Origin of the sequence: Sphingomonas sp. OV641 (assembly GCF_900109205.1) — a bacterium.
Classification (GTDB): Bacteria; Pseudomonadota; Alphaproteobacteria; order Sphingomonadales; family Sphingomonadaceae; genus Sphingomonas.
In genome coordinates, this window is the sequence record NZ_FNZB01000003.1 from 281110 (window position 1) to 305184 (window position 24075).

The 24075-nt window shown below is 64.4% G+C and carries 23 protein-coding genes; 15 read left to right on the top strand and 8 right to left on the bottom strand.

Features of this window, described 5'->3' with window-relative positions:
- Positions 1-29 precede the first annotated feature (29 nt).
- The 4 genes from BMX36_RS15310 (at position 30) to BMX36_RS15325 (ending at position 5160) form a co-directional block, all read left to right on the top strand.
- Positions 30-2243 (top strand): PQQ-dependent dehydrogenase, methanol/ethanol family, encoded by a 2214-nt coding sequence (locus tag BMX36_RS15310; protein ID WP_093066781.1) that lies wholly within the window; start codon positions 30-32, stop codon positions 2241-2243.
- Positions 2244-2418: 175 nt separating this feature from the next.
- Positions 2419-2757 (top strand): P-II family nitrogen regulator, encoded by a 339-nt coding sequence (locus tag BMX36_RS15315; protein WP_066777324.1) that lies wholly within the window; start codon positions 2419-2421, stop codon positions 2755-2757.
- Between the two features lie 173 nt (positions 2758-2930).
- A complete protein-coding gene (gene glnA, locus BMX36_RS15320) occupies positions 2931-4343 on the top strand; it encodes a type I glutamate--ammonia ligase (protein ID WP_066782062.1) in 1413 nt (470 codons plus the stop codon).
- Between the two features lie 238 nt (positions 4344-4581).
- Positions 4582-5160 (top strand): nitroreductase family protein, encoded by a 579-nt coding sequence (locus BMX36_RS15325; RefSeq protein ID WP_093066783.1) that lies wholly within the window; start codon positions 4582-4584, stop codon positions 5158-5160.
- A gap of 4 nt (positions 5161-5164) precedes the next feature.
- Here the strand turns inward: BMX36_RS15325 and BMX36_RS15330 are convergent, their stop codons facing one another.
- From BMX36_RS15330 to BMX36_RS15340, 3 genes are all read right to left on the bottom strand, one after another.
- Positions 5165-5503 carry a DMT family protein gene (locus tag BMX36_RS15330; protein WP_066782060.1) on the bottom strand — a complete coding sequence of 113 codons (339 nt, stop codon included), beginning with the start codon at positions 5501-5503 and terminating at the stop codon, positions 5165-5167.
- Between the two features lie 125 nt (positions 5504-5628).
- Positions 5629-6555, bottom strand: a complete 927-nt coding sequence (locus BMX36_RS15335) for an MliC family protein (RefSeq protein WP_218142181.1) — start codon at positions 6553-6555, stop codon at positions 5629-5631.
- A complete protein-coding gene (locus tag BMX36_RS15340; RefSeq protein ID WP_093067023.1) occupies positions 6524-6868 on the bottom strand; it encodes a DNA primase in 345 nt (114 codons plus the stop codon). Before BMX36_RS15340 ends, BMX36_RS15335 begins: the two co-directional genes overlap by 32 nt.
- A gap of 176 nt (positions 6869-7044) precedes the next feature.
- On the opposite strand from BMX36_RS15340, the gene BMX36_RS15345 reads away from it, so the two are divergent.
- Complete coding sequence (locus tag BMX36_RS15345) at positions 7045-8001, top strand: isopenicillin N synthase family dioxygenase (protein WP_093066787.1); 957 nt, start codon at positions 7045-7047, stop codon at positions 7999-8001.
- Between the two features lie 80 nt (positions 8002-8081).
- On the opposite strand, the gene BMX36_RS15350 is transcribed toward BMX36_RS15345, so the two are convergent.
- On the bottom strand, positions 8082-8708 hold the full coding sequence (locus BMX36_RS15350) for a L,D-transpeptidase family protein (RefSeq protein ID WP_371262911.1): 627 nt from the start codon (positions 8706-8708) through the stop codon (positions 8082-8084).
- A gap of 207 nt (positions 8709-8915) precedes the next feature.
- Here BMX36_RS15350 and BMX36_RS15355 point away from each other — a divergent pair, with 207 nt between their 5' ends.
- Entirely contained in the window at positions 8916-9620 is a 705-nt protein-coding gene (locus BMX36_RS15355; RefSeq protein ID WP_177179171.1) for a murein L,D-transpeptidase catalytic domain family protein, read from the top strand.
- A gap of 197 nt (positions 9621-9817) precedes the next feature.
- On the opposite strand, the gene BMX36_RS15360 is transcribed toward BMX36_RS15355, so the two are convergent.
- Entirely contained in the window at positions 9818-10129 is a 312-nt protein-coding gene (locus tag BMX36_RS15360; protein ID WP_093066789.1) for a chorismate mutase, read from the bottom strand.
- A gap of 247 nt (positions 10130-10376) precedes the next feature.
- Between BMX36_RS15360 and rpsD the strand changes: the two genes are divergently transcribed.
- A complete protein-coding gene (gene rpsD / locus BMX36_RS15365) occupies positions 10377-10991 on the top strand; it encodes a 30S ribosomal protein S4 (RefSeq protein ID WP_093066791.1) in 615 nt (204 codons plus the stop codon).
- Positions 10992-11077: 86 nt separating this feature from the next.
- On the opposite strand, the gene BMX36_RS15370 is transcribed toward rpsD, so the two are convergent.
- Complete coding sequence (locus tag BMX36_RS15370; protein WP_177179172.1) at positions 11078-13069, bottom strand: alpha/beta hydrolase family protein; 1992 nt, start codon at positions 13067-13069, stop codon at positions 11078-11080.
- A 122-nt stretch (positions 13070-13191) separates the two neighbouring features.
- Between BMX36_RS15370 and BMX36_RS15375 the strand changes: the two genes are divergently transcribed.
- Positions 13192-14838, top strand: a complete 1647-nt coding sequence (locus BMX36_RS15375; protein ID WP_093066793.1) for a M28 family metallopeptidase — start codon at positions 13192-13194, stop codon at positions 14836-14838.
- Entirely contained in the window at positions 14835-15800 is a 966-nt protein-coding gene (locus BMX36_RS15380) for an agmatine deiminase family protein (protein WP_093066795.1), read from the top strand. The genes BMX36_RS15375 and BMX36_RS15380 overlap by 4 nt, the downstream gene beginning before the upstream one ends.
- Before the next feature lie 55 nt (positions 15801-15855).
- Here the strand turns inward: BMX36_RS15380 and purB are convergent, their stop codons facing one another.
- Positions 15856-17166 (bottom strand): adenylosuccinate lyase, encoded by a 1311-nt coding sequence (gene purB, locus BMX36_RS15385; RefSeq protein ID WP_066782051.1) that lies wholly within the window; start codon positions 17164-17166, stop codon positions 15856-15858.
- Positions 17167-17382: 216 nt separating this feature from the next.
- Here purB and BMX36_RS15390 point away from each other — a divergent pair, with 216 nt between their 5' ends.
- The 6 genes from BMX36_RS15390 (at position 17383) to BMX36_RS15415 (ending at position 22827) form a co-directional block, all read left to right on the top strand.
- Positions 17383-17805: an EF-hand domain-containing protein gene (locus BMX36_RS15390; protein ID WP_093067029.1), complete on the top strand. Its 423-nt coding sequence runs from the start codon at positions 17383-17385 to the stop codon at positions 17803-17805.
- Between the two features lie 106 nt (positions 17806-17911).
- Positions 17912-18862 (top strand): polysaccharide deacetylase family protein, encoded by a 951-nt coding sequence (locus tag BMX36_RS15395; RefSeq protein ID WP_093066797.1) that lies wholly within the window; start codon positions 17912-17914, stop codon positions 18860-18862.
- Positions 18859-19749 carry a GNAT family N-acetyltransferase gene (locus BMX36_RS15400; RefSeq protein WP_177179173.1) on the top strand — a complete coding sequence of 297 codons (891 nt, stop codon included), beginning with the start codon at positions 18859-18861 and terminating at the stop codon, positions 19747-19749. The genes BMX36_RS15395 and BMX36_RS15400 overlap by 4 nt, the downstream gene beginning before the upstream one ends.
- A 91-nt stretch (positions 19750-19840) precedes the next feature.
- The gene (gene recO / locus BMX36_RS15405) at positions 19841-20572 is read left to right on the top strand and encodes a DNA repair protein RecO (protein ID WP_066782048.1); all 732 of its coding nucleotides are present in this window, start codon (positions 19841-19843) and stop codon (positions 20570-20572) included.
- 105 nt (positions 20573-20677) lie between these two features.
- On the top strand, positions 20678-21730 hold the full coding sequence (leuB, locus tag BMX36_RS15410) for a 3-isopropylmalate dehydrogenase (protein ID WP_093066799.1): 1053 nt from the start codon (positions 20678-20680) through the stop codon (positions 21728-21730).
- Positions 21727-22827: a glycosyltransferase family 2 protein gene (locus BMX36_RS15415; protein WP_093066801.1), complete on the top strand. Its 1101-nt coding sequence runs from the start codon at positions 21727-21729 to the stop codon at positions 22825-22827. Before leuB ends, BMX36_RS15415 begins: the two co-directional genes overlap by 4 nt.
- A gap of 6 nt (positions 22828-22833) precedes the next feature.
- On the opposite strand, the gene BMX36_RS15420 is transcribed toward BMX36_RS15415, so the two are convergent.
- Positions 22834-24051 carry a glycosyltransferase family 39 protein gene (locus BMX36_RS15420; RefSeq protein ID WP_093066803.1) on the bottom strand — a complete coding sequence of 406 codons (1218 nt, stop codon included), beginning with the start codon at positions 24049-24051 and terminating at the stop codon, positions 22834-22836.
- Positions 24052-24075: the final 24 nt, after the last annotated feature.

Genomic DNA, 24075 nt, shown 5'->3' on the forward strand with positions numbered 1-24075 from the left:
AAAGCTCGAACAGGGGCGGGGAGAGGAATATGCGGATCGGATGGGCGCTGCTGGCGGCGCTGGCGCTCACATCGTGCAAGGCGGCGACGGATGAGCCGGCCGCAGCGGATCGTTCCGCGACCACCGGCGTCGGCAAGGTCGATGCCGCGCTGCTGACCAGCGGCGGTGACGGGCGCGACTGGGCGATGACGGGCTTCAACTATGCCGAGCAGCGTTTCTCGCCACTGACGCAGATCAACGCCGGCAATGTCGGCGAGCTTGGCCTGGCCTGGTACGCCGACATGCCGGATGCCCGAGGACAGGAAGCGACGCCGGTCGTGATCGACGGCAAGATGTTCGTGACCGGGCCGTGGTCGAAGGTCTTCGCCTTTGATGCGGCGACGGGGCAGAAGCTTTGGGAGTTCGATCCCAAGGTCAGCCGCGAAAAGGGCGTTCAGGCGTGCTGCGACGTCGTCAATCGGGGCGTCGCCGCGTGGAAGGGGCGTCTGTATGTCGGCACGATCGACGGCCGGCTGATCGCGCTGGATGCGGCCACTGGCGCGCAGGACTGGTCGGTCCAGACCACCGACAATTCGAAGCCTTATACCATCACCGGCGCGCCGCGGGTGATGAAGGGCATGGTGGTGATCGGCAATGGCGGCGCCGAGTTCGGCGTGCGCGGCTATGTCACTGCTTATGATGCGGCGACCGGCGCGAAGAAGTGGCGCTTCTACACCGTTCCCAACCCGACCGGCGCGCCCGATGGCGAGGCGAGCGACGCGGCGATGGCGAAGGTGGCGCCGACCTGGTCGAAGAACGGCCAGTGGAAGCAATCGGGCGGTGGCGGCACGGTGTGGGACTCGATCGTTTATGACGCGGAGCTCGACCAACTTTATCTGGGTGTCGGCAACGGATCGCCCTGGAACCATGGCCTGCGCAGCGAAGGGCAGGGCGACAATCTGTTCCTTTCCTCCATCGTCGCGCTGAAGCCCGACACTGGCGAATATGTCTGGCATTACCAGGAGACACCGGGCGAGACCTGGGACTTCACCGCGACCCAGCCGATCAATCTCGCCACGCTCAACATCGGTGGCCAGCAGCGCCGCGTGTTGATGCAGGCACCCAAGAACGGCTTTTTCTATGTCATCGACCGGACGAACGGTAAGCTGATCAACGCCGGCCAGTTCATCCCCGGCGTCAATTGGGCGTCGGGCTATGACATGAAGACCGGACGCCCGATCGAGAATCCGGAAGCGCGCTATTACAAGACGGGCAAGCCGTTCCTTGCCGTGCCGAGCGCGATTGCGGCGCATAACTGGCAGCCGATGAGCTTCAATCCAAAGGCGGGGCTGGCCTATATTCCGGCGCAGATCGTCGGATCGGCCTATCTCAACCCATCCTCGCCGCTCGACGGGGCCAAGCCGCTCGGCTTCAACGTCGGGCAGGATCTGGGCAACGCCATGTATCCGCGCGACGCGTCGGCGGTGAAACAGGCGATTGCCGGCGCCACCGGGCGGCTGGTCGCCTGGGATCCGGTTGCTAACAAGGCACGCTGGACGGTGGATTATCCGACGCCGTGGAACGGCGGCACGATGACGACCGCCGGCAACCTCGTGTTCCAGGGCACGGCGCTGGGCGAGTTCCGTGCCTATGCGGCGGACACGGGAAAACAGCTCTTCACCTATCCGGTTGGCACCGGGATCATGGCCGGCGCGTCCACCTTCATGATCGGCAACGAGCAATATGTCGCGGTGCTGGCCGGGCGCGGCGGGGCGCTGCCGCTATCGATCGGTTATGCCATCGGCAAGGCGCGCGACGTACCCAATGTGCCACGCCTGCTCGTTTTCAAGCTGGGCGGCAAGACGCAACTGCCCGGTTCGCAGCCGCAGGATTCGACCCCGGTGAACCTGCCCGAGAACGAGGCCACGCCGCAGCAGGTAGCGCAGGGACAGGCCTTGTTCGGCCGCTACTGCCAGGTCTGCCACGGCGCCAGCGCGGGCGGTGGCGGCGTACTGCCCAACCTGCAGCGGTCGGCAACGCTAGGAGATCCAGACACGTGGAAGGCGATCCTGATTGACGGCATGTTGAAGGACAAGGGCATGGTCAGCTTCGCCAAGGTGATGACGCCGGAACAGGCGCAGCTCGTCCGGCTCTACGTCATCGACGAGGCGCATTGGGCGCAGAAGAACCTTGGTGGCGGAACAAAGGCCGTGGCACCGGTGCCGGGCGCGCAGAATTCGCCGGTGCCGACGGGCGTTCGCTGAGAAGGCGGGGTGCTGCATAACGCGGCACCCACCCGCTCACTGCCCGTTTTTCGAGCACCCGGCAAAGCCGTACCCGAGCCGAGTCGCCACCTTGCTCTCTTGGCCCCCGGCTGGCACGTTCGATGCAAGCACCGAAGGCGGGGCGAGGGTTCAAACCAGGGGTGGGCGTTTCCGCGTGAAGAAGATCGAAGCGATCATCAAACCGTTCAAGCTCGATGAGGTGAAGGAGGCGCTGCACGAAGTAGGGGTGTCCGGCATCACCGTGACCGAAGCCAAGGGCTTTGGGCGGCAGAAGGGCCACACCGAACTGTATCGCGGCGCTGAATATGTCGTGGACTTCCTTCCCAAGGTGAAGCTTGAGGTGGTGGTCGAGGATGGCCTGGTCGATCGGGTGGTGGAAGCGATCGCTCAGGCGGCGCAGACGGGCCGCATCGGCGACGGCAAGATCTTCGTCATCCCCGTGGAGACCGCACTGCGCATTCGCACAGGTGAGCGCAACGACGACGCAATCTGATCGTCGGATCTACCCTCCCGCGAGGGACCTCATGAAAGATATCACTTTGATGAGGTTCGGAAAGGGAGGGGCGGGGGAGGGCCGCAGGGCTGCGCTCCTCCGACGACATTCCCTCCCCTAACCCCTCCCGCGAGCGGGAGGGGCGTTAGAGATCGAAGAAGGAACGAACAGAAATGGCAACGACCGCCGCAGACGTCATCAAGCGCATCAAGGACGAAGAGATCGAGTGGGTCGACCTGCGCTTCACCGATCCCAAGGGCAAGTGGCAGCACCTGACCATGGTTGCCAGCGTGATGGGCGAAGACGAGTGGACCGACGGCCTGATGTTCGACGGCTCGTCGATCGAAGGCTGGAAGGCGATCAACGAATCCGACATGATCCTGAAGCCGGATCTGGACGCCGTTTACACCGATCCGTTCTCTGCCACGCCGATGCTGATCGTGTTCTGCGACATCCTCGAGCCGTCGACCGGCGAGGGCTATGCCCGTGACCCGCGCACCACCGCGAAGCGCGCCGAGGCTTATGTCGCCTCCACCGGCATCGGCGACACCGTCTATGTCGGCCCGGAAGCCGAATTCTTCATGTTCGACAACGTGCAGTTCGACACGAACTACGCCGAATCCTACTTCAAGATCGACGATATCGAGCTGCCGACCAACACCGGTCGGGAGTATGAGGGCGGCAACCTCGCCCACCGCCCGCGCGCCAAGGGCGGCTATTTCCCCGTCGCGCCGGTCGACAGCGCAGTCGACATCCGCGGCGAGATGGTCTCGACGATGATCGAGATGGGCCTGCCGTGCGACAAGCATCACCATGAGGTGGCCGCGGCGCAGCACGAGCTCGGCCTCACCTTCGGCACGCTGACCACCACCGCCGATCGCATGCAGATCTACAAGTATGTCGTGCATCAGGTCGCGCATGCCTATGGCAAGTCGGCGACCTTCATGCCCAAGCCGATCAAGGAAGATAACGGCTCGGGCATGCACACCCACTTCTCGATCTGGGATGGCAAGAACCCGCTGTTCGCCGGCAACGGCTATGCCGGGCTCAGCGACATGTGCCTGTATTTCATCGGCGGCATCATCAAGCACGCCAAGGCGATCAACGCCTTCACCAATCCGACCACCAACAGCTACAAGCGGCTGGTGCCGGGTTACGAAGCGCCGGTGCTGCTCGCCTATTCGAGCCGCAACCGTTCGGCATCGTGCCGCATCCCGTACGGCACGGGCGCCAAGTCGAAGCGCGTCGAGGTGCGGTTCCCGGATGCGATGGCGAACCCATATCTCGCTTATGCCGCGCTGCTGATGGCCGGCCTCGATGGCATCCAGAACAAGATCCATCCAGGCGAGGCGATGGACAAGAACCTGTACGATCTGCCCCCGGCCGAGCTCGCCGAAGTGCCGACCGTAGCCGGTTCGCTCCGCGAGGCGCTGGACAGCCTGCTGGCCGATCACGACTTCCTCTTGAAGGGTGACGTGTTCACCAAGGATCAGATCGAGGCTTATGTCGAACTGAAGTGGAGCGAGGTCGCCCGTTGGGAAATGACCCCGAGCCCGGTCGAATTCGACATGTACTACAGCGCCTGAGCGCGCCGCGCCGACACGTGCTGCGGCGGCCGACGGTCCGTTGCGCCGGCCCTGTCGGCCGGCCCCGGGACGGCGAGGGCCTCGTCTGAGCGCTTGGCTTGGCAGGCGGTCGAAGGGCGGTTTTGCTGCTGTGGAATGATGAGTGGGCGCCGGCGAAATCCCGGCGCCCTTTCTTTTGGCAACCCTGTGGTGACCGCAATGCGCTCGACGGGCGGCTCGCGACGGCTAGAGTGGCGGCATGTTCAATGACACGTCGACGCCGCTCTCACTTCTCGCCACACGCCGATCAGGAAAGCCCCGCGATCTTTCGGCACCCGGGCCGGACCACGCCCAACTTGCCGAAATGTGCGCGATCGCCTGCCGCACGCCCGATCACGGGAAGCTAGCGCCCTGGCGGTTCGTGATCGTCGAGCCGGAACAGCGTGCCGATTTCGCGGCACTTCTGCTCGAGGCCTACACCGCCGAACGCCCGGAGGCGAAGCGGCTGGAACTGGAGGCGATCGAACAGTTCGCCCATCAGGCACCCGCACTGGTGGTGGCGCTGTCGTCGCCGCGGACGGATAGCCAGATCCCGCTGTGGGAGCAGGAACTGTCGGCCGGGGCCGCCTGCATGAACCTGCTGCATGCGGCCCATGCGATGGGATTCGCCGGCGGTTGGCTGACGACCTGGGCCGCCTTTAACGATCAAGTTCGCGATGCGTTTGGCGCTGCGCCTGAGCGGATCGCCGGATTCATCTTCATCGGCACGCCATCGCGACCGCTGGAGGAGCGTCCGCGGCCGGATCTCGGAACGGCCATTCAAACCTGGCGGCGGTGACGGCTTAGCTGCGGCCAGCAAACATGAAGGCGGCGGCACCGATCAGGCAGGCGAATGCGCCAGCGTGTCGCCAGCTCAACTGTTCGCCAAGAACAAGGACGGCGAAGGCGCCGAACACCAGGAGCGTGATGACCTCCTGCGCCACCTTCAACTGCCCGCCCGTCCAGCCGCTGGCATAGCCGAGCCGATTGGCCGGCACGGCGAAGCAATATTCGACCAGCGCAATGCCCCAGCTCAGCAGAATGACATTGGGCAGCGGCTTCGCCATCCCGCCTTTCAGGTGCCAGTACCAAGCGATGGTCATGAAGACGTTGGAGACGAGGAGCAGGGCGATCGTCGGCATCCAGCCGGTGTAGGCGCTGCGAGCAATTGGTGACAGCCTGTTGATCCGGACGCGTCGCCGCTGCGGGCGGGTGCGGTCATCGTGATTTGTGTGCCGGCGATTGCCGGTGCCCGCGCGCTATCTGCTTACGATAAGGCGCGGCATTCGGTAGGCGCGAAGCGGGGCCGGGAGAAGGTGGCCCGATCGCCCTTGCCGCGAAGGTCATAGCCATGGCCGGCGTAGTGAATGCCCGAGCCGACCGGCTGCCCCTCAAGTTGAACACTGATCGACGGGAGCGAGATGACAGCGGTGTTCGTGCGATTGTCGAAGCGCGCCGCGAATTCGGTGCCGTTCTCACATCGATAGCGGACGAAGATCTGGTCGGCGGTATCTGATCGGGCGGGGCGGGGGCGAAGGCCGGATTCGTGGATTCGCCAGCTGCGCTGCCGCTCAGTCGCGCCGTCGATCGGTCCGGTACGATGCAACGTTACCGGTCCCGCCATCGTGAACGGGCTTCCATCGTGCAAGGTGCCGGCAGCCGTGACAGGGAAGGTAACGTAGCGCTGGCCGGCGCCCGCATCGACCCGGCCCGGTGAACCGATCTCCGCCTCGAAGCTACGGTATTTGGCGAAGCTTTGGGCAAAAGCCTCGCGCGACATGCCCGACGCAGCTCCGTCGCGATCCCATAAATCCCAAGCTTCCTTGTACCGGCGCTCGCCGATCAACCGGAAATAGCCACGCAGCGTTGTCGCTGCAGACTTCCGATCCTCGTCGTCAGGGAGTGCCGCGCCTCGACCGGCGGGGCCGGGGGGCGGCAGCGGATCCGTTCGGACCGCGCTTCCAGCGGGTGATTGCGGCCGGGCCGGCGAGGACTGAACCGGCGCTTGCGGTGCGGACGAGCTGGTGTCGCGATGATTGCCGATCGCGTCGCGCGCGGCCTGCGCCGCATCCGCTATGTCGACCTCATCGGAAGGCTGCCGGGGCGAGCAGGCCGGACATAGCAGAACCATGGCCGCCCCGAGATGCAGCGCCTGTGCCTGATTAGGAATTGAGCGCGATGTCATCAGGATCATCGAGGTCCTCGTCATCATCGACGGTCCCGTTGTCGAACTCGTCCTGGACTTCATCCTCGGCGATGTCGTCTTCGTCCTGATCGGCGTCATCGTCCTGTTCCGCGACTTCGTCGTCGCGCATCACAAGCTCGTCTTCCTCCACATCGTCGATGTCCTCGATGTCGAGATCCGGATCGAGATCGGTGATGATGGTGCCGTCGCCCGGACCATCCCTGGTCGCTTCCAGAATCTCCGCGCGCTGGCTTTCGTCGTAGCCGTCCTCATCATAGCCGTGGTCGTCTGCGCCGTGGCTGGTCACCTGATGGCCGCCCATGATCGTTCCTCCTGATCGTGCGCTTTCGAACGGATGCACACCGCGCCCGGTTCCGGCTGATGCGCCGAACAAATGGGCGGCAAGCGGCGGCAGGTGGGGAATTTCGGCCACACTGGCGGGGTTAGCGCCGCGCGCTTATGTAGCGACCATTCCGCTATTCCATGAAGGCGTTAGTGATGCTTGATACCCCGTTGGCGAAGGTGCCGACGCTGAGCCTGGCCGATCAGGCCCACGATCCCGACCGGTTCGCCGCAGATCTGGGCGGTTCGTTTCGCCGTTTCGGTTTTGCCATCGTCGCCGACCACGGCATCCCGCAGGAGCTGATCGCGCGCGCCTGGTCTCAGACCGAGGCATTGTTCGCGCTCCCCGATGAAGAAAAGCGTGGCTATTTCATCGAAGGAGCAGGCGGCGCGCGTGGGTACACGCCGTTCAAGACCGAGATTGCGAAGGACGCCAAGCACGTCGACCTAAAGGAATTCTGGCACGTCGGGCGCGAGCTGCCGAGCGGCCATCATTACGAAAGCGAGATGCCGGCGAACGTCTGGCCGGCGCGACCCGAGGGGTTCAAGGACACGTTCATTGAACTGTTCCGCGCCTTTGACACGGCCGGCGACAAGCTCCTTTCCGCCATCGCTCGCCACCTTGGCCTGACACCGAACTGGTTCGATCCCGCGGTGAAGGACGGCAATTCGGTTCTTCGTCTGCTTCACTACCCGCCTATTCCGGCCGATGCGGAGGGCGTGCGCGCCGGTGCGCACGAGGATATCAACCTGATCACCCTGCTGCTCGGTGCCGAGGAATCGGGCCTTGAACTGCTCGATCGCGATTCGGGTACGTGGCTGGCGATCAAGCCGCCGGAAGGCGCGATGGTGGTGAATGTCGGCGACATGCTGCAACGGCTGACCAACCATGTCCTGCCGTCGACCACGCATCGTGTGGTCAATCCGCCGCCCGAGCGGCGCGGGCATTCTCGCTATTCCATGCCCTTCTTCCTGCATCCGGCGCCCGATTTCATGATCGAGACGCTGCCGCAGACGATAACGTCGGAAAACCCGAACCGCTATCCAACGCCGATCACGGCAAACGGCTACCTTCACGAGCGGCTCGTGGAAATCGGCCTGATCAAGAAGTGATCTGGAGGCGGGGCAGCGATGCCCCGCCTTTTTTGTAGGAGCATCCGCAGAGTGGTTGCTCCTGCTCGCAGCCCCGCCGATTAGCGGCTGGCAAGGAAAGTCTTCAGGTCACCCTTGGTGGCGCCATTCGCCGCCGCCGTCAGTTGCGCATCGCTGCGCGGCGCCATCATGTCACCGGCATAGGCCATGTCGGTCACCTCTACCGTGGCGCCCATCTCCGTCGCGGCGAACAGCTTCTTGGCAAAGCTGGCAGGCACGCGAATGCACCCGTGCGAGGCGGGGAAACCCGGGTTCTTGCCGGCGTGAATGGCGATGCCATCCCAGGTCAGCCGCTGCATGTAGGGCATGGGGGCGTCGTCGTAGAGATTGGACCGGTGCATCTGCTTCTTCTGCAGGATGCTGAAGATACCGACGGGCGTTTCCTTGCCTTCCTTGCCGGTCGACACGGTGGAAACCGCCACCAGCATATCGCCGCGGTACACATAAGCCTTCTGATCCGGGATGCTGATCAGGATGCTGACCGGGCCGGCCGCTGCATCATGTTCCCAGAGATATTGGCCAGGCGTGAGGCTCGCCGCAGCCTCGACGAGCGCAACGCCGGATGCGTTGCCGATTACGGAAGGCGTTGACGTTTCCGCCAAAGCCGGCATAGATGTGAAGGCTGCCAATCCTAGGGCAGCCGGCAACATCGCGCGAATCATGCGCATGGTGCGACCCCTTTCGATGTGGGGGCCCGAGATCATCGGGCCGTCGCATCATAAACGCGTTTCCTGCTATTTGGTGCCATGCGATGAACCGCGTCATATGCGCGGTAGATTGGCTGTGTTCGTCGGCGGTTTGCGGGAAACAGCAGAGATTGTTCACCTTTTTCCTGCTATAAGCGTGCCATACCGGGAACGGGGATTTCAAAATCGATGGCGAAATTGGGTGAAACGGCGCCGACGCGTCGTGGCTTGCTGAAGACTGCTGGCGCGCTGGCCGGCGCGATGATCATTCCGGATGCCGTGTCCGCCGCGATGCGCACGGCCGATGCGCGTCCGCGTGCCCTGACCCCGTCCGACATGGCGCCGGTACGCCCTGCGCCACGCATCGTGCCGAGTTCACCGCGGGTGGTGCGCCCCGAACTGATGCGTCAGGCGCTTGCAGCGCTGGAGCGCCACGGCGACAGCATCAAGCTGCGCGACCGCATCGTCATCGCCGATTTCTCCGCGCCGTCATCGCAGCGTCGTTTCCACTTCATCGATCTCATCAGCGGCAAGAGCGTGTCGAAGCTCGTGGCGCATGGCAGCGGATCGGATCCGGGGCATACCGGCTATCTCCAGCGCTTTTCCAACCTCAACGGTTCGAACGCTTCGTGCGAAGGCGCCTTCCTCGCGGACAATTATTACGTCGGCAAGCATGGCAAGTCGCAGCGGCTGATCGGCCTGGACCACACGAACAACAATGCGCTGGCGCGCGCCATTGTGGTCCACGGGGCATGGTATTCGAACGAGGACATGCTGCGCACGCATGGCCGTCTGGGCCGCAGCCAGGGCTGCTTCGCGGTCGGTGAGCGCGAACTAGCGGAGGTGTTCGACCGTCTGGGGCAGGGCCGGATGATCTACGCGGCAAAGGTGTAAGCCGAACATGTGATCTGGGCGCGGCGGATCGGCCGCGCACTAGATGTGAGGCAAGAGTGAGGGTTGCCCGCGGTAGAACGCCGTTTCGGGTCGCCTTACTTCGTTCGACTTGAGCCCGTCGAACCCATGTTCTGGGTCACTGGCCTAAAACGTTCGATGGGAGCGTACGTCGCGGTTCCCACAGAACGGCAATCGCTTCATGGTTTGGCTTGGCGGCGATCATATTCTGCCAGTTCATAGGCGATCGAGGCTTCGACCAGATCATCCCACAATTGCGCGATGGCTTGTTCCGGCAGGCCCGCAGCGGCGGCATGGGCGCGAGCATTGGCGATGACCTGCGCCTTGCGTGCCTCGTCCCGGACCTGGCCGCGTTCCGGTTTGATGCGGGCGGCGGCATCCATATAATCGAAGCGGCGGCGCAGCAGGGCAACCAATTCGCGATCAAGCGCGTCGACGCCGGCGCGTACTTCGGCCATGGTGGTGCAGTCTGGTCCGGGAAGGATCGTCATGTGGGCGCCTTGACGGGGCGGGCCGCGGCTGTCCAGCCTTGAGAATGGCGGGGGCGGTGTCCCGTTCGCGGTGTATAAGGCTTTGGGTGGCGCTTGATAGCTCCGCTCCTTGACTCAGAACCGTCACACGGCTAGGCGCGCCCCTTCGCGATCGCCCCTGCATCCCGGTGAAGCAGGAGGCCTGTCCGCCATCAGGCGGCCGGTGCGATACCGGGACCAACGTTGTTAGCAAATCGAAGGAAAGACGATGTCGAAGCGCCATAGCGCCAAGCACAAGCTCGACCGCCGTTTGGGCGAAAACATCTGGGGTCGCCCGAAGAGCCCGGTCAACAAGCGTGAGTACGGCCCCGGCCAGCACGGCCAGCGCCGCAAGGGCAAGGTGTCGGACTTCGGCATCCAGCTGCGCGCCAAGCAGAAGCTGAAGGGCTATTACGGCAACGTCACCGAGAAGCAGTTCCGCCACTGCTATGACGAGGCGGCCCGGATGAAGGGCGATACCTCGCAGAACCTGATCGGCCTGCTCGAGCGTCGCCTCGACATGATCGTGTATCGCGCAAAGTTCGCGCCGACGATCTTCGCCGCGCGCCAGCTCGTCAGCCACGGCCACGTCTACGTCAACGGCGTGAAGTGCAACATCGCGTCGCGTCGTTGTGCGGTGAACGACGAGATCACGCTGGGCAAGAAGGCGCAGGAGATGGCGCTGGTGCTCGAAGCGCAGAACCTCGCCGAGCGCGACGTGCCGGACTATGTGGTTCAGGACGGCAACACCAAGGTGACCTTCATCCGCGTGCCCACGCTGGACGAAGTGCCTTATCCGGTGAAGATGGAACCGAACCTGGTGGTCGAGTTCTACAGCCGCTGACCTGATGCTCCGGCTTCGGCCGGGGCTTCACCGCCGCAGCGAGTTAACAAGAAAGGGCGGTCCGTTCGGGCCGCCCTTTCTTTTGGTCAGAGCCCCAGTGACTTGCGCAGGAAGGCGTCCGACTTTTCCAGCATGTCGGCCCGAACCGCACTGTCCTCCAGCGAGTGGGCGACACCCTTATATTCGTGCAGGGTGACGTTCTTGCCGGCAGCCCGCAGCGCGCGCTCCATCAGCCGCGCTTCCTCGACCTCAACATTAAGATCGAGATCGCCGTGGAACATCAGAACAGGCGCACGGATCGCGGACGCGTTCTGTGCAGGCGAGCCTTCCCGAATGTGAGGACCTTCGCCGACCATCTTTAGAACCTGCGGATAGTTCGACCGATCGAAGAATTCCTGCTTCCAGGCCGCGAGATCGGTGACTGGCGCGGCAGCGATCACGGCTTTGTACAGGTCCGGGTCGACGACGCCCGATTGCAGCGCCGCATAGCCGCCATAAGACCAGCCGACGATCGCCAGCTTGCCCGGGCGTGCGATGCCGGAGGACAGGAGCCAGCGTCCGGCGTCGTTCACGTCGCCGATCGCGGTCTTCCACGATTTGAAGCCATTGTCAGCGAACCAATCCGCGCCATACCCTGCCGATCCGCGGAAGTTGGGCTGCAACACGGCGAAGCCGCGTGCCGCAAAGAACTGCGCCCACCAATCGAAGCCCCATTCGTCGCGCGAGGAAGGCCCGCCGTGCGGCATGACGATCGCGGGAAGGTTCTTGCCGTCACTGTTGACCGGCAGGGTGAGATATCCGGGGATCTTCGTGCCATCGGCCGCCGGGAACATGACCGGCTTCATCGTCGCGAGCGGCACGTCTGCCAGATCGGCCCGGACGGGCAGCACTTCGGCGAGCTTTCGGCTTTGCTTGTCGAAGAGGTAGAAGGCGCCGGGCTGAGTGTCGCCACCGGCGAACATTAGCAGCTTGCTTTCGTCCGTGCTGGCGTCGACGAAGCTCACAAGCGGCTGGTTGGGCAGCGCCTTCGCCAAGGCCTTGGACAGCGCGGATAGCTCCGTATCGAAGAATGCCGGACGTCGGAAATCCGTGGCGACGCTCGCCCCTACCACGCGGCGGTGACGGCCGATCTGGATCAGATCATCGACGTCCACCTGCGAGTTGGCGAGCACGAGATCGCGCTTCAGCGTTCCATCCAGCGCCACTTTCCAGAGCGCCTGACGGCCGTTGTAATCATCGAACCCGTAGACGACGTTGAGCTTGGGATCGACAGCATAGGGGTTGAACCCCTGAAAGCGTCCGCCGAGGAGTGCGAGCTTGGAGAGCGGCTCCCAGGTCTTTGAGCCCGGTTTGCGGTAGAAATAGCTGATCTCACTGACGGAATAGCCGGTACCTGCGGTTGGCCGCACGCCCATGATGCGGACGGTGCCAAGGCCATCGCTGATATATTCCACCGCGTCGCGTTTAGCCCGTTCTACCGGGCGACGCTGAAGCGACTTCAGGTCCACCCGCTCGACGCCCAAGCCCTCGTCATTCTTTTGAACGACGCGGTCGATTGAGCTTTCCGGCACATATTGGCGAGCGACCAGGATGTTGCCCTTGCCGTCTCCGGTCAGATCGAGAACCCGTCCGCCATCGCCATGAAAATACAAGGAGCGTTCGTTCACGCGCGCCGTGATGAGCTTGAAGTCCTTTCCATCCGCATCGATCGCGAACAGCCGGGTATATCCTTCGATCAGGTTCGAATTGCGGGTCATCACGACGGCGCGGCAGACAAGCCGCTCCGTTGTCGCCCATTGGCAGCTCACCAGCCGTTCTGGATCGCCGCTGGTCTGCATGATCGAAACGGGCATACCGCCCTTCGCCGGATCGGCGATCATCAGCGCCGCGCCCCGAGTGCCCGCCGGCACGATCATCGCGACGCGGTTGCCGTCCGGCGAAAGGCTGATCTGGCTGATGCCTTCTCGCGCGCCGAACGCTTTCGCTACACTTGCGGCATTCTGCGCATAGGCCGACATGGGCGCCGCAGCCGCCAGCAACGCCGCAATCGCGACGCGCGAAATCACTCTCTTCTTCATCTTGTCGTTTCCCCCCGCCAACGACTTTGCCGGGCGGCGCGACGATTGCAAGAGCGCACAAGACGTTGCGGGCAGGGTGCCAGCCTGTATTGGACAGCCATCCTTCCCATGAGGTTCTGCGGATGCGTTCTATTCTCCTGTGCTCCCTTGCCGCTCTCATCACCGCCACGCCGGCCCTGGCGCAACAGGCGCCGCAGATCTCCGTCGAGACGCTGAAGTCCGTTACGAAGGAGCTGTCGTCCGACGCTTATGAGGGGCGCGCGCCGACCACCGCGGGTGAAACGAAGACGATCGACTATCTGGTCAAGAGGTTCGCGGCAGCGGGGCTGAAGCCCGGCAACAAGGGCCAGTGGACCCAGGATGTGCCGATGGTGGAGATCACCGCAACGAACGTCTCGTCCTTTACCGCCACGGGCGGAAAGGCGCCGGTGACGTTCAACTACCGGACGGATATCGTGGCGGGCACTTATCGCGTGGTGCCGAAGATCGCGCTGAACAACAGCGAGCTGGTGTTCGTGGGTTACGGCATCAACGCGCCCGAAAAGGGCTGGAACGATTATGCCGGCCTGGATGTGAAGGGGAAGACGGTCGTCATCCTCGTCAACGATCCGGACTGGCAGACCAAGGAAGCAGGCGCGCAGGCCGGTTTGTTCGAGGGTCGCGCGATGACCTATTATGGCCGCTGGACCTACAAGTTCGAAGAAGCCGCGCGGCAGGGCGCAGCCGGTGCCATCATCGTTCACCAGACGGAGCCGGCCGCTTATGGCTGGTCCGTGGTCCAGTCTTCGTGGACGGGCGCGCAATATGAGCTCGCCGCGCCGAACGACCATATGGACCAGAGCCAGGTGGTCGGCTGGATTCAGTTGCCCAAGGCGAAGGAGCTGTTTGCCGCAGCCGGCAAGGATTTCGATCAGCTCGCCGCGGCGGCCAAGCAGAAGGGCTTTCGCGCCGTGCCGCTCGGCCTGAAGCTGTCCGGCAGCTTCTCCAACGAGATCAAGCGCAGCATGTCGAAGAACGTCATTGGCGTGCTGCCCGGCACCACGGCGCCGGACGAGGTGGTGCTCTATTCTGCGCATTGGGACCACCTTGGCCGCTGTGACGCGGTTGAGGGTGACGACATCTGCAACGGCGCGCTGGATAATGCGACCGGCACGGCGGCGCTGGTCGCGCTGGCAGAAGCGTATCGCGCGGCCGGGCCGACCCGCCGGTCGGTCGCGTTCCTTGCCGTGACGGCGGAGGAGAGCGGGCTGTTGGGCTCCGAATATTACGCAGCCAACCCGGTCTTTCCGCTCGGCAAGACTGTTGGCGGCGTCAACATGGATGTGCTGAACGTCATGGGTGCGGTGAAGGATTTCGAGATCACCGGCGCGGGCAAATCGGAACTGGAGGAGATGGCGAAGCCGTTGCTCGCGGCGCAGGGGCGCCGGGTGTCGCCGGAAGCGACGCCGGAAAGCGGTGGCTACTACCGCTCCGACCATTTCTCCTTCGCCAAGCTGGGCGTGCCGATGCTGTCGGCGGGCAGCGGCGAGGATCTGGTTAATGGCGGAACGGCCGCCGGGCGCGCGGCGGCGCAGGATTACGTGCGCAACCGCTATCACGGGCCGAAGGACGAATATGATCCCAACTGGAACTGGGATGGCGCGTTGCAGGATCTGACAATCTACTATCAGCTGGGCCGGCAACTCGCAGACGGCGACGCGTGGCCGAACTGGTATCCGACGGCTGAGTTCAAGGCGATCCGAGACAAATCCCGGCAGGAGGCAAAATGAGCCGCGCACCCAAGCCCGAATGGGCATCGCACAAGGCCGTCTGGATCGGTTTTCCGAGCCATCCGGATCTTTGGCAGGAGGATCTGGATCAGGCTCGCAGCGAGGTGGTGGCCTTTGCCGCAGCCGTCCATGCGGACGGCAAAGGCGAGCAGGTGCTGCTGGTGGCGGCGGATGAAGAGGCCGCTGAGGAAGCTCGCCGGCTTGCGCCGTTCGCCGAGGTGGTGGTTGAGCTGTTCGGTGACATCTGGCTGCGCGACACGGCGCCGATCATCGACCCGGACGGCGTTGCGCATGATTTCGATTTCAACGGTTGGGGCGGGAAGTACGACCTGCCGGGCGATGACGATATCGGCCAGCGGCTAGCGGCGGATCGTGGCCACACGTTGAAAAGGCACGATTGGGTGCTGGAGGGCGGGGCGATCGACGGGGATGGCACCGGCCTTGTCGTGACCACCGAGCAGTGCCTGCTGAACCCCAACCGCAACCCTGACCTGTCGCGCGACGAAATCGAGGCGCGTTTGCAGGCCGATCTCGGCTTCGATCGGGTGCTGTGGCTGGGTGACGGCCTGCTCAACGATCATACCGACGGACATGTCGACAACCTCGCCCGCTTCGTAGGCGAGGGGCGGCTCGCGCTACCGACCGGCGGGGAGAATGATCCCAACTGGCAGGTCTACCAGCAGGCAGCGGAGCAGGCGCGTGCCTTTGGTGTGGAAGTGGTAACGGTGCCGTCGCCCGGCCGCGTGCTGCGTGACGGCGAGATCGTGCCGGCGAGCTATATGAACTTCTACATCGGCAATGCGGCCGTGGTCGTGCCGATCTATGGCTCCGAGCAGGACGAAGCGGCGGTTGAAGCCATTCAGGCGATCTTCCCGGACCGGGAGGTCGCTGGCCTGCGCGCCGATGCGATCCTGACAGGCGGCGGCAGTTTTCACTGTATCTCGCAGCAAATTCCGGCCTGACCTGGCCGTTCCGCGGATCACCCCTGGCCTGATCAGGGGTGATCCACGGAGAATTTCAGCCAAATACGCGCGCGAAGATCGTGTCGACGTGCTTGTAGTGATAGCCAAGGTCGAATTCGGCATCGATCGCCTCAGGCGATAGCGCTGCGGTGACATCGGCGTCAGCCTTCAGCAGTTCGTTCAACGACAATGCGCCGTCCGACTCCCAGACCTTCATCGCGTTGCGCTGAACCAGGCGATAGGCGTCCTCGCGGCTGACCCCGGCCTGGGTCAGCGCCAGCAGCACGCGCTGCGAATGGATCAGGCCGCCCATGCGATCCATGTTCTTCTGCATCCGCTCGGGATAGACGAGCAGCTTGTCGATCACGCCGGTGAGGCGCGCCAGGGCGAAATCGAGCGTGATGGTGGCGTCGGGCGCGATGTAGCGCTCGACCGACGAATGGCTGATGTCCCGCTCGTGCCAGAGCGCGACGTTTTCCAGCGCCGGCGTCACATAGCCGCGGACCATGCGCGCGAGGCCGGTCAGATTCTCCGTCAGCACGGGATTGCGCTTGTGCGGCATGGCGGACGAGCCCTTTTGCCCGGGCGAGAAATATTCCTCGGCCTCCAGCACTTCGGTACGCTGGAGATGGCGCACTTCCACCGCCAGTCGCTCGATCGAGCTCGCCACAACGCCCAGTGTCGCAAAGAACATCGCGTGGCGATCGCGCGGGATCACCTGCGTCGAGACGGGCTCGACCGCGAGGCCCAGCTTGGCCGCGACATGCTCCTCCACCCGCGGGTCGACGTTGGCGAACGTGCCGACCGCACCGGAAATGGCGCAGGTGGCGACTTCGGCGCGGGCGGCGACCAAGCGGGTGCGGCAACGGCTGAACTCGGCATAAGCCTCCGCCAGCTTCAGCCCGAAGGTCACCGGCTCGGCATGGATGCCGTGGCTGCGGCCGATCGTCGGCGTCAGCTTGTGCTCCTCGGCGCGGCGGCGCAGCACGGCGAGCAGCGCATCGAGATCAGCGATGAGGATATCGGACGCGCGCGCGAGCTGCACGGCAAGGCAGGTGTCGAGCACATCCGAACTGGTCATACCCTGGTGCATGAAGCGTGCCTGATCGCCGACCTGCTCGGCCACCCATGTGAGGAAGGCGATCACGTCATGCTTGGTGACGGCCTCAATCGCGTCGATCGCGGCGACGTCGATGGTGGGTTCGGTGCGCCACCAGGCCCAGAGCGCGTCCGCCGCTTCCTTCGGGACAACGCCAAGCTCGGCGAGCGCCTCGGTGGCGTGAGCCTCGATCTCGAACCAAATCTTGAAACGCGACTCGGGCGTCCAGATCGCCGTCATCTCTGGGCGGGAATAGCGCGGAACCATGTGAACATCCTTGGTCGTGCGGCGACAACGGCTCGCCGTGAGTCGCCGAGGGAAGCGGTTGCGCGCGGGTAGCAGGCATGCGTCAAGGCTTCAAATCGCAGGTTCGGAACCCGATATGATAATTGTCGGTTGATAGAGCGAAGAACATGTCGTGCGAATCGTGCCGGAAGGTATGAATTGGCGTGGCATCATAATAGATCTGTAAGGAGAGTGATGATGCTGAAGCAGCTTTTCATGGCCAGTGCCATGGTTGTTGCTGGCCCTGTGCTTGCGCAGGATGGTGGAACGACAAAGCCGACCGCGCCGTCCTCGGCGCCCGGTCCGGCGAGCGTGCCGCAAGAACCTGCGGCGGCTGAGCCAGCGCAGGCGGCTGCGACAACAACCGACCAAGTTTCCTCCATCGTCAACGCCGAGTTCGCGTCCTATGACAAGGATGGCAACGGCACGCTGGAAAAGGCGGAGTTTGCCGCCTGGATGGACGCGCTGAAGGCGAAGGCACCGGATGGCGGTGATAAGCCGGGCGATGCGAGCTGGAACGAGGCAGCGTTCGCGAAGGCGGATACGGACAAGTCCACCACGCTCACGCGGGCTGAACTTACCGGGTTTCTGGGCGCATCGGTGAAGTCTAGCGCAGGCTGATCCTTTTTCGATATGTCACTACGCAAGGGCCGCCGGACCGATCCGGCGGCCTTTTCCATCGAAACCAGTTCGGGGAATGTTTACGCGCGGGTTCTAGAGGGACGGCATGACCCCGGTTTTTCTCACGATCGACACCGAGATCGCGTGGCGACATCACGCCGCGGGGCTTGATCCGGCTGTCGTGGAAGCGCGCTCCATAGAGCCCGCCGGGGTTGGCCTCGCGTGGCAGCTCGACCTGCTTGCCCGCCATGGATTGAAGGCGACCTTCTTCGTCGATCCCATGCCAGCGCGCATCTACGGCCTGGATCCGTTCCGACGGATCGTGGAAGCTGTTTTGGCAGCGGGACAGGAGGTGCAGCTGCATTTGCATCCGAACTGGGCAAAGGCCCGGCTCGCCGATCGGCAGGCTCATGCCTCATTCGAACTGAGCGACTATTCCGCCGACGCCCAGCGCGAATTGTTGAGTGAAGCAGCCAGCCTGTTGATGGCGGCGGGTGCGCCGCGCCCCATCGCCTTTCGCAGCGGCAGCTACGCAGCCAATGACGATACCCTGGTGGCGCTTGGCTCGTTGGGCATCATCTACGACAGCAGCCACAATGGCGCGCATCATCCCTGGCCAAGCTCAATCGGCTTGCCGGCCGAGCTTATCTCTCCGGTTCGGCATTGCAGCGTTATCGAGGTGCCGGTCACGACGATCGAAGACACGCCGGGCGTGTGGCGGAACTTCCAGATCTGTGCCCTGTCGAACGCGGAAATGACGGCGGCGATCGACCATGCGATCGACGAAGGCCATGCTGCCACGACGATCGTCAGCCACAGTTTCGAGCTTGCTGACCGCGCCGGCGTGAAGGCGAACGATGTTCATGTGAGCCGCTTTCGCGCCATGTGCAGCCTGCTCGAAGCCCGGCGCCATGCGGCGCCCACAACGCATTTCACCGATCAGGTGCCGCTGGCGCTCAATGCCGCAGACAAGCCGCTGGCGGCCAGTCGCTGGCGGCGGGGGCGGCGGCAGGTGGAGCAGGCCTGGTCCAACCTGGTGAGCGAGCGGCGCGCATGAGCAATGCCGCCCTGCGGCTGCAGATCGGCGCGCGCACGATTGCCACCATTCCGCGTCGGCTGCGGCGGATCGGACTATCGCTCGATCAAGCGCTGGCCGGACTGCGGCCGGCGCTGCCGCCATTGGCAAGCGCCGAGCATGGTTATCTGCTCACCTCCCTGCCGGAAACGCTTTCTCCGGATTGGCAGGGGCTGACGTTCGAGCGGCAGCGCTATACGCGTTATTATGTCGATCTGGCGGCTGGGGAGGTGGCGTGGCGCGCTGGACTGTCCGGGCAGACCCGCTCGACCCTGAAGCGCAAGGCGAAGAAGCTGGCCGCGGCCAACGGCGGCACACTGGACATACGCCGCTTCCGCACGGTTGACGAATTATCGGCATTCCATCCAGTGGCAAGGGCATTGGCGGAAAAGACCTATCAGGAGCGGCTGATGGGGGCGGGGTTGCCGGGCGATGCGGCGTCGATCCAGCGGATGGAAGCGCTGGCCGCTGAGGACCGGATTCGCGCGTGGCTGCTCTTCGTCAACGATGTGGCTGCCGCTTACCTCTGGTGCAGCGCGGACGGAAAAACGCTGCGCTACGACTATGTCGGTCACGATCCGAGCTTCGCAGCGCTCTCTCCGGGAAGCGTATTGATGGAGGCGGCGCTGAGCGATCTCTTCCACGACCGTTTCGCCCGCTTCGATTTCACCGAGGGCGAAGGGCAGCACAAGCGGCTGATGGCAAGCGCGGGGATCGCCTGTCGCGATCTGCTGTTGCTGCGGCCCACGCTGGCGAACAGGGGGGCGCTGACCCTGGTGCGCGGGTTCGACGCCGGGATCATGGTTGCCAAAAGGGCCGCGGCGATGCCGGCGTTGCGGCGGATCGCCGATCAGGTGCGGCGGGCCTGACTGGCGCCGCAGGAATCCCCGGACGCGCGATGCGCCGCTCGGTACCGACAAGAAGGCGACAGGGGCGCTGCGAAGGAGCTAAGCAACGTCCATGCACCTTGCCGCCCCAGCGATCATCGTAGCCGTTCGCTCCCATGGCGAGCATGGCGCGGTGGTTCGTGCCTTAACCCCGAATGACGGGGTTCGGGCGGGATATGTGCGTGGTGGCCGATCGCGCGGGCTGCGCCCCGTGCTTCAGCCGGCAAACACGATACAGGGCGAGTGGCGCGCGCGGACCGACGATCAGCTGCCGGCGCTGACCGTGGAACTGGTCCACAGCCGGGCGCCACTGCACGCAGAGCCGCTGCCGGCAGCGGCGCTGGAATGGCTGGCGAGCCTGACCGCCGCCGCGCTGCCCGAGGCACAGCCCTATCCGCAACTATATGATGCCCTGGCCGGCATGCTGGACGCCGTCGAGGCAGCGCCCGCCGCGCGGGGCTGGGCGGGGGCGATGGCACGATACGAGCTGTTGTTGCTGGCTGAGCTCGGCTTCGGCCTCGACCTTCACCGCTGCGTGGTGACGGGATCGGCGGCGGATATCGCCTTTGTCAGCCCCAAGAGCGGTGCCGGGGTGAGCCGTGCCGCCGCTGTCGGTTATGAAGAACGGTTGTTTCCGTTGCCGGCATTTCTGCATTCAGGGGGCGAGCCGGACTGGCCGGACGTGTTTGCCGCCCTCGCGATCACCGGCCATTTCCTGACGCGCGATCTGCTGACGGAGCGACGCGCCGGCGCGTTGTCTGCACGTGACCGGCTGATCGACCGGTTGAAGAGAGCAGTTGCGTGACCAGTGCGGGGCCGGCAAGGCTCCGCCGCGAAGCTGCCACACCGGAACCGCGCCAGTGCGCGGCGACGGGGTGGTGATCGACAAGTTCAGCCTCGAACGGTGACCATGGCGCACACTTCCCTTATCGCAATACTGCCGGGTGACGGCATCGGCCCCGAAGTAACCAACCAAGCACGGCGCGTGCTGGAGGCGCTGGAGTTGAACGTCGCGTTCGAGGAAGCGCCGGTCGGCGGCGCTGCTTACCACCAGACGGGCAATCCGCTGCCCGCCGCGACGCTTGACCTTGCACGGCGCGCCGATGCGATCCTCTTCGGATCGGTCGGCGATCCGACCTGCGACGCGCTGGACCGGCACCTGCGCCCGGAACAGGCCATTCTGGGGCTGCGCAAGGAGCTGACCCTGTTCGCCAACCTGCGTCCCGCCAAGCTGTTCGCAGGGCTGGAGGACGCCTCCGCGCTTCGGCCGGAGGTGGCATGCACCATCGACCTGTTGATCGTGCGCGAACTGAACGGCGATGTGTATTTCGGCGAAAAGGGCATGCGGACGACCGACGCGGGGCTGCGCCAGGGCTATGACCTGATGAGCTATGACGAGGGCGAGGTCCGTCGCATCGCGATCGCCGGCTTCGAGGCCGCGCAGCGACGCCGGGGCAAATTGTGCTCGGTGGACAAGGCCAATGTCCTCGAAACCTCGCAGCTGTGGCGTGACGTGGTGATCGAGGTGTCGCAGCGTTATCCCGACGTGGTGCTGAGCCACATGTATGTCGACAACGCCGCCATGCAGCTGGTGCGCGATCCCGGCCAGTTCGACGTGATCGTCACCGGCAACCTGTTCGGCGACATCCTGTCGGATCAGGCCTCCATGTGCGTGGGGTCGATCGGCCTGCTGCCGTCGGCCTCGCTGGATGAGGCTGGCAAGGGGCTGTACGAGCCGATCCACGGCTCGGCACCGGACATTGCGGGGCAGGGCAAGGCGAACCCCTGTGCGGCGATCCTTTCCGCCGCGCTGATGCTTCGCCACTCGTTGGGCCAGGCCGAGGCGGCCGAACGGATCGAGCAGGCGGTGGCGCGCGCGCTGGCGGCTGGCCACCGGACCGCGGACCTCGGCGGGCAGTGCTCCACCGAGGCGATGGGAGACGCGGTGCTGGCGGCCTTGTGAGCACGCCTCTCGAGCTTGCCATCATTATTCCGACGTTCAACGAACATGCTCATGTGCCACTGCTGGTGGCGAAGCTCGAGCAGGCGCTGACCGGGACGAGATGGGAGGTCATCTTCGTCGACGATAACAGCCCGGACGGCACGGCCGATGCGGTGCGCGAGATCGCCCGTGTCGATTCCCGTGTCCGGGTGATCCAGCGGATCGGGCGGCGCGGGCTTGCCACCGCCTGTATCGAGGGGATGTGCGCCACCGCCGCGCCCGTTGCCGCAGTGATCGACGGTGATCTTCAGCATGACGAGACAATCCTGCCGGCGATGCTGGACGCGCTGCGCCGGGATGCCGCGCTCGATGTCGTGGTCGGCTCGCGGTTCGTGGCCGGTGGCGGCACGGGGGAATGGGACGGAGACCGCGTCGCGAAATCGGCGTTGGCGACGCGATTGTCGCAGAAGGTGCTGAACGTCGGCCTGACCGATCCGATGAGCGGGTTCTTCATGATTCGAACCAATCTGGTTCGGGCACTGGCGCCGCAGCTTTCCGGCATTGGGTTCAAGATCCTGCTCGACATCATGGCGGCCGCCGACCGTCCCTTGCGCTTTCTCGAACTGCCTTACGTGTTCCGCTGTCGGGAGCAGGGGGAGTCGAAGCTCGATCATGTGGTCGCGCTCGAATATCTGATCGCCATTTATGACCGGAAGTTCGGCAATGTCGTGCCGGTGCGCTTCGCGATGTTCTCCGCCATTGGCGTGATCGGCGTTCTGATCCACATGACCGTCTTGACGATGTTGCACATCGGCCTCGGAGCGGCGTTTCTCGGCGGGCAGATCGTGGGCACGCTTGCGGCGATGACCTTCAACTTCTTCCTGAACAATGCGCTGACCTATCGCGACCGGCGGCTGCGCGGGTGGCGCGCGCTGCTCGATGGATGGGTATCCTTTTGCCTGGTCTGTTCAGTGGGTGCGATCGCCAATGTCGGCGTGGCGGGATTCCTGTATGATTTCCACTTCGGCGCCTGGGCAGGATCAGCGCTGGCGGGCGTGCTGGTGGGGGCGGTGTGGAATTACGCTTTGTCCTCGCGCTTCACCTGGGGGCGCTATTGAAGCGGTTCACACCCAGGTGTCGAACCACATCCAGCGCCTGAACGCAGCGGCGTCCGCCAGCGCGCCGGCGGACAGGACCGGCAGGAAGTAGATGGCCAGCGCCAGGGCCAGCGCCACCACGAACAGGTCGATATCGCGAACTCGTGCGCGCCAGCGATCCAGCATCAGCGCGAGCGGGATGACGATGAAGATGCTGGACGGATAGTAATAATAATAGAAGCCAAGTGACTTGGGGATCACGGCCCATATGCCAAGGCTGCCGGTCCAGAGTGAGGCGGCCGCAAACAAGCGCGGCGATCCACCGCGGACCCAGCCGATCCAGCAGCCAACCACTGCCACCAGCCCGCCCCACATGATTGCCGGATTGCCCAAGAGCAGGATGCCGCGCAGCGCCCCATCGACCGGCTCATAGAGATACCAGATCGGCCGGATCAGCAGCGGCCATGTCCACCAGTTCGACTGATAGGCATGCACGGGGAGCACCTGCGTCTGCCGTTCGAACATCTCGAGTTGAAAGGGGATCAATCGCGCGAGCGTCAGCGGTTCTACGCTGTAGAAGAAGGCCGGTGCAAAGGTGGCGAAATAGGTCAGCATCGACACGGTCCCAAGCACCAGGAGCGCCGGCCAGAGCGGGAGGCCGGGGAAGCGGCGTGGATCCTCGCGCTTGAACAGGAGAAAGGCGACGGCGGCAAAGGCCACATAGGGCGCGGCCAGCCATTTGCAGCCGACGGCAAGGCCGAGCAGCGCCGATGCAAGCACCCAGCGCCACCAGCCTCCGACGCGCAGGGTCCACCCAACGAAGGCGATCGCGCCGGCCAGAAAGGCAAGCATGAACCCATCCAACATCGCGATGCGTGCCTGGACATAGAGCGTGAAGCCAAGCAGCGTGAGTGCCGCCGTGACCAGGCTGGGCCGCACTCGCCCGGTGATCAGCCAGGCGGTGGCGAACATGGACACGACCGTCACGCTGCCGGCAAGCGTGGACATGAAGCGCCATCCGACGGGTGTGTCCCCGAAGATGGAGATGCCCAGCGCGATCAGGATCTTGCCGAGCAAGGGATGTTCGATGTTGGCGGGGCCCGACAGGGCGATCAGGGCACGGGCCGCCGGCACATAATGGATTTCGTCAAAGACGAGAACATGCGGAACCGACAGCCGGACCAGGAACAATGCCTCGGCCAGAAGGAAGAGAAGCACGGCGAGCGGCAGCGGACGGCGCAGCATGGGAAGCGTGCTTAGCGGTGCGTG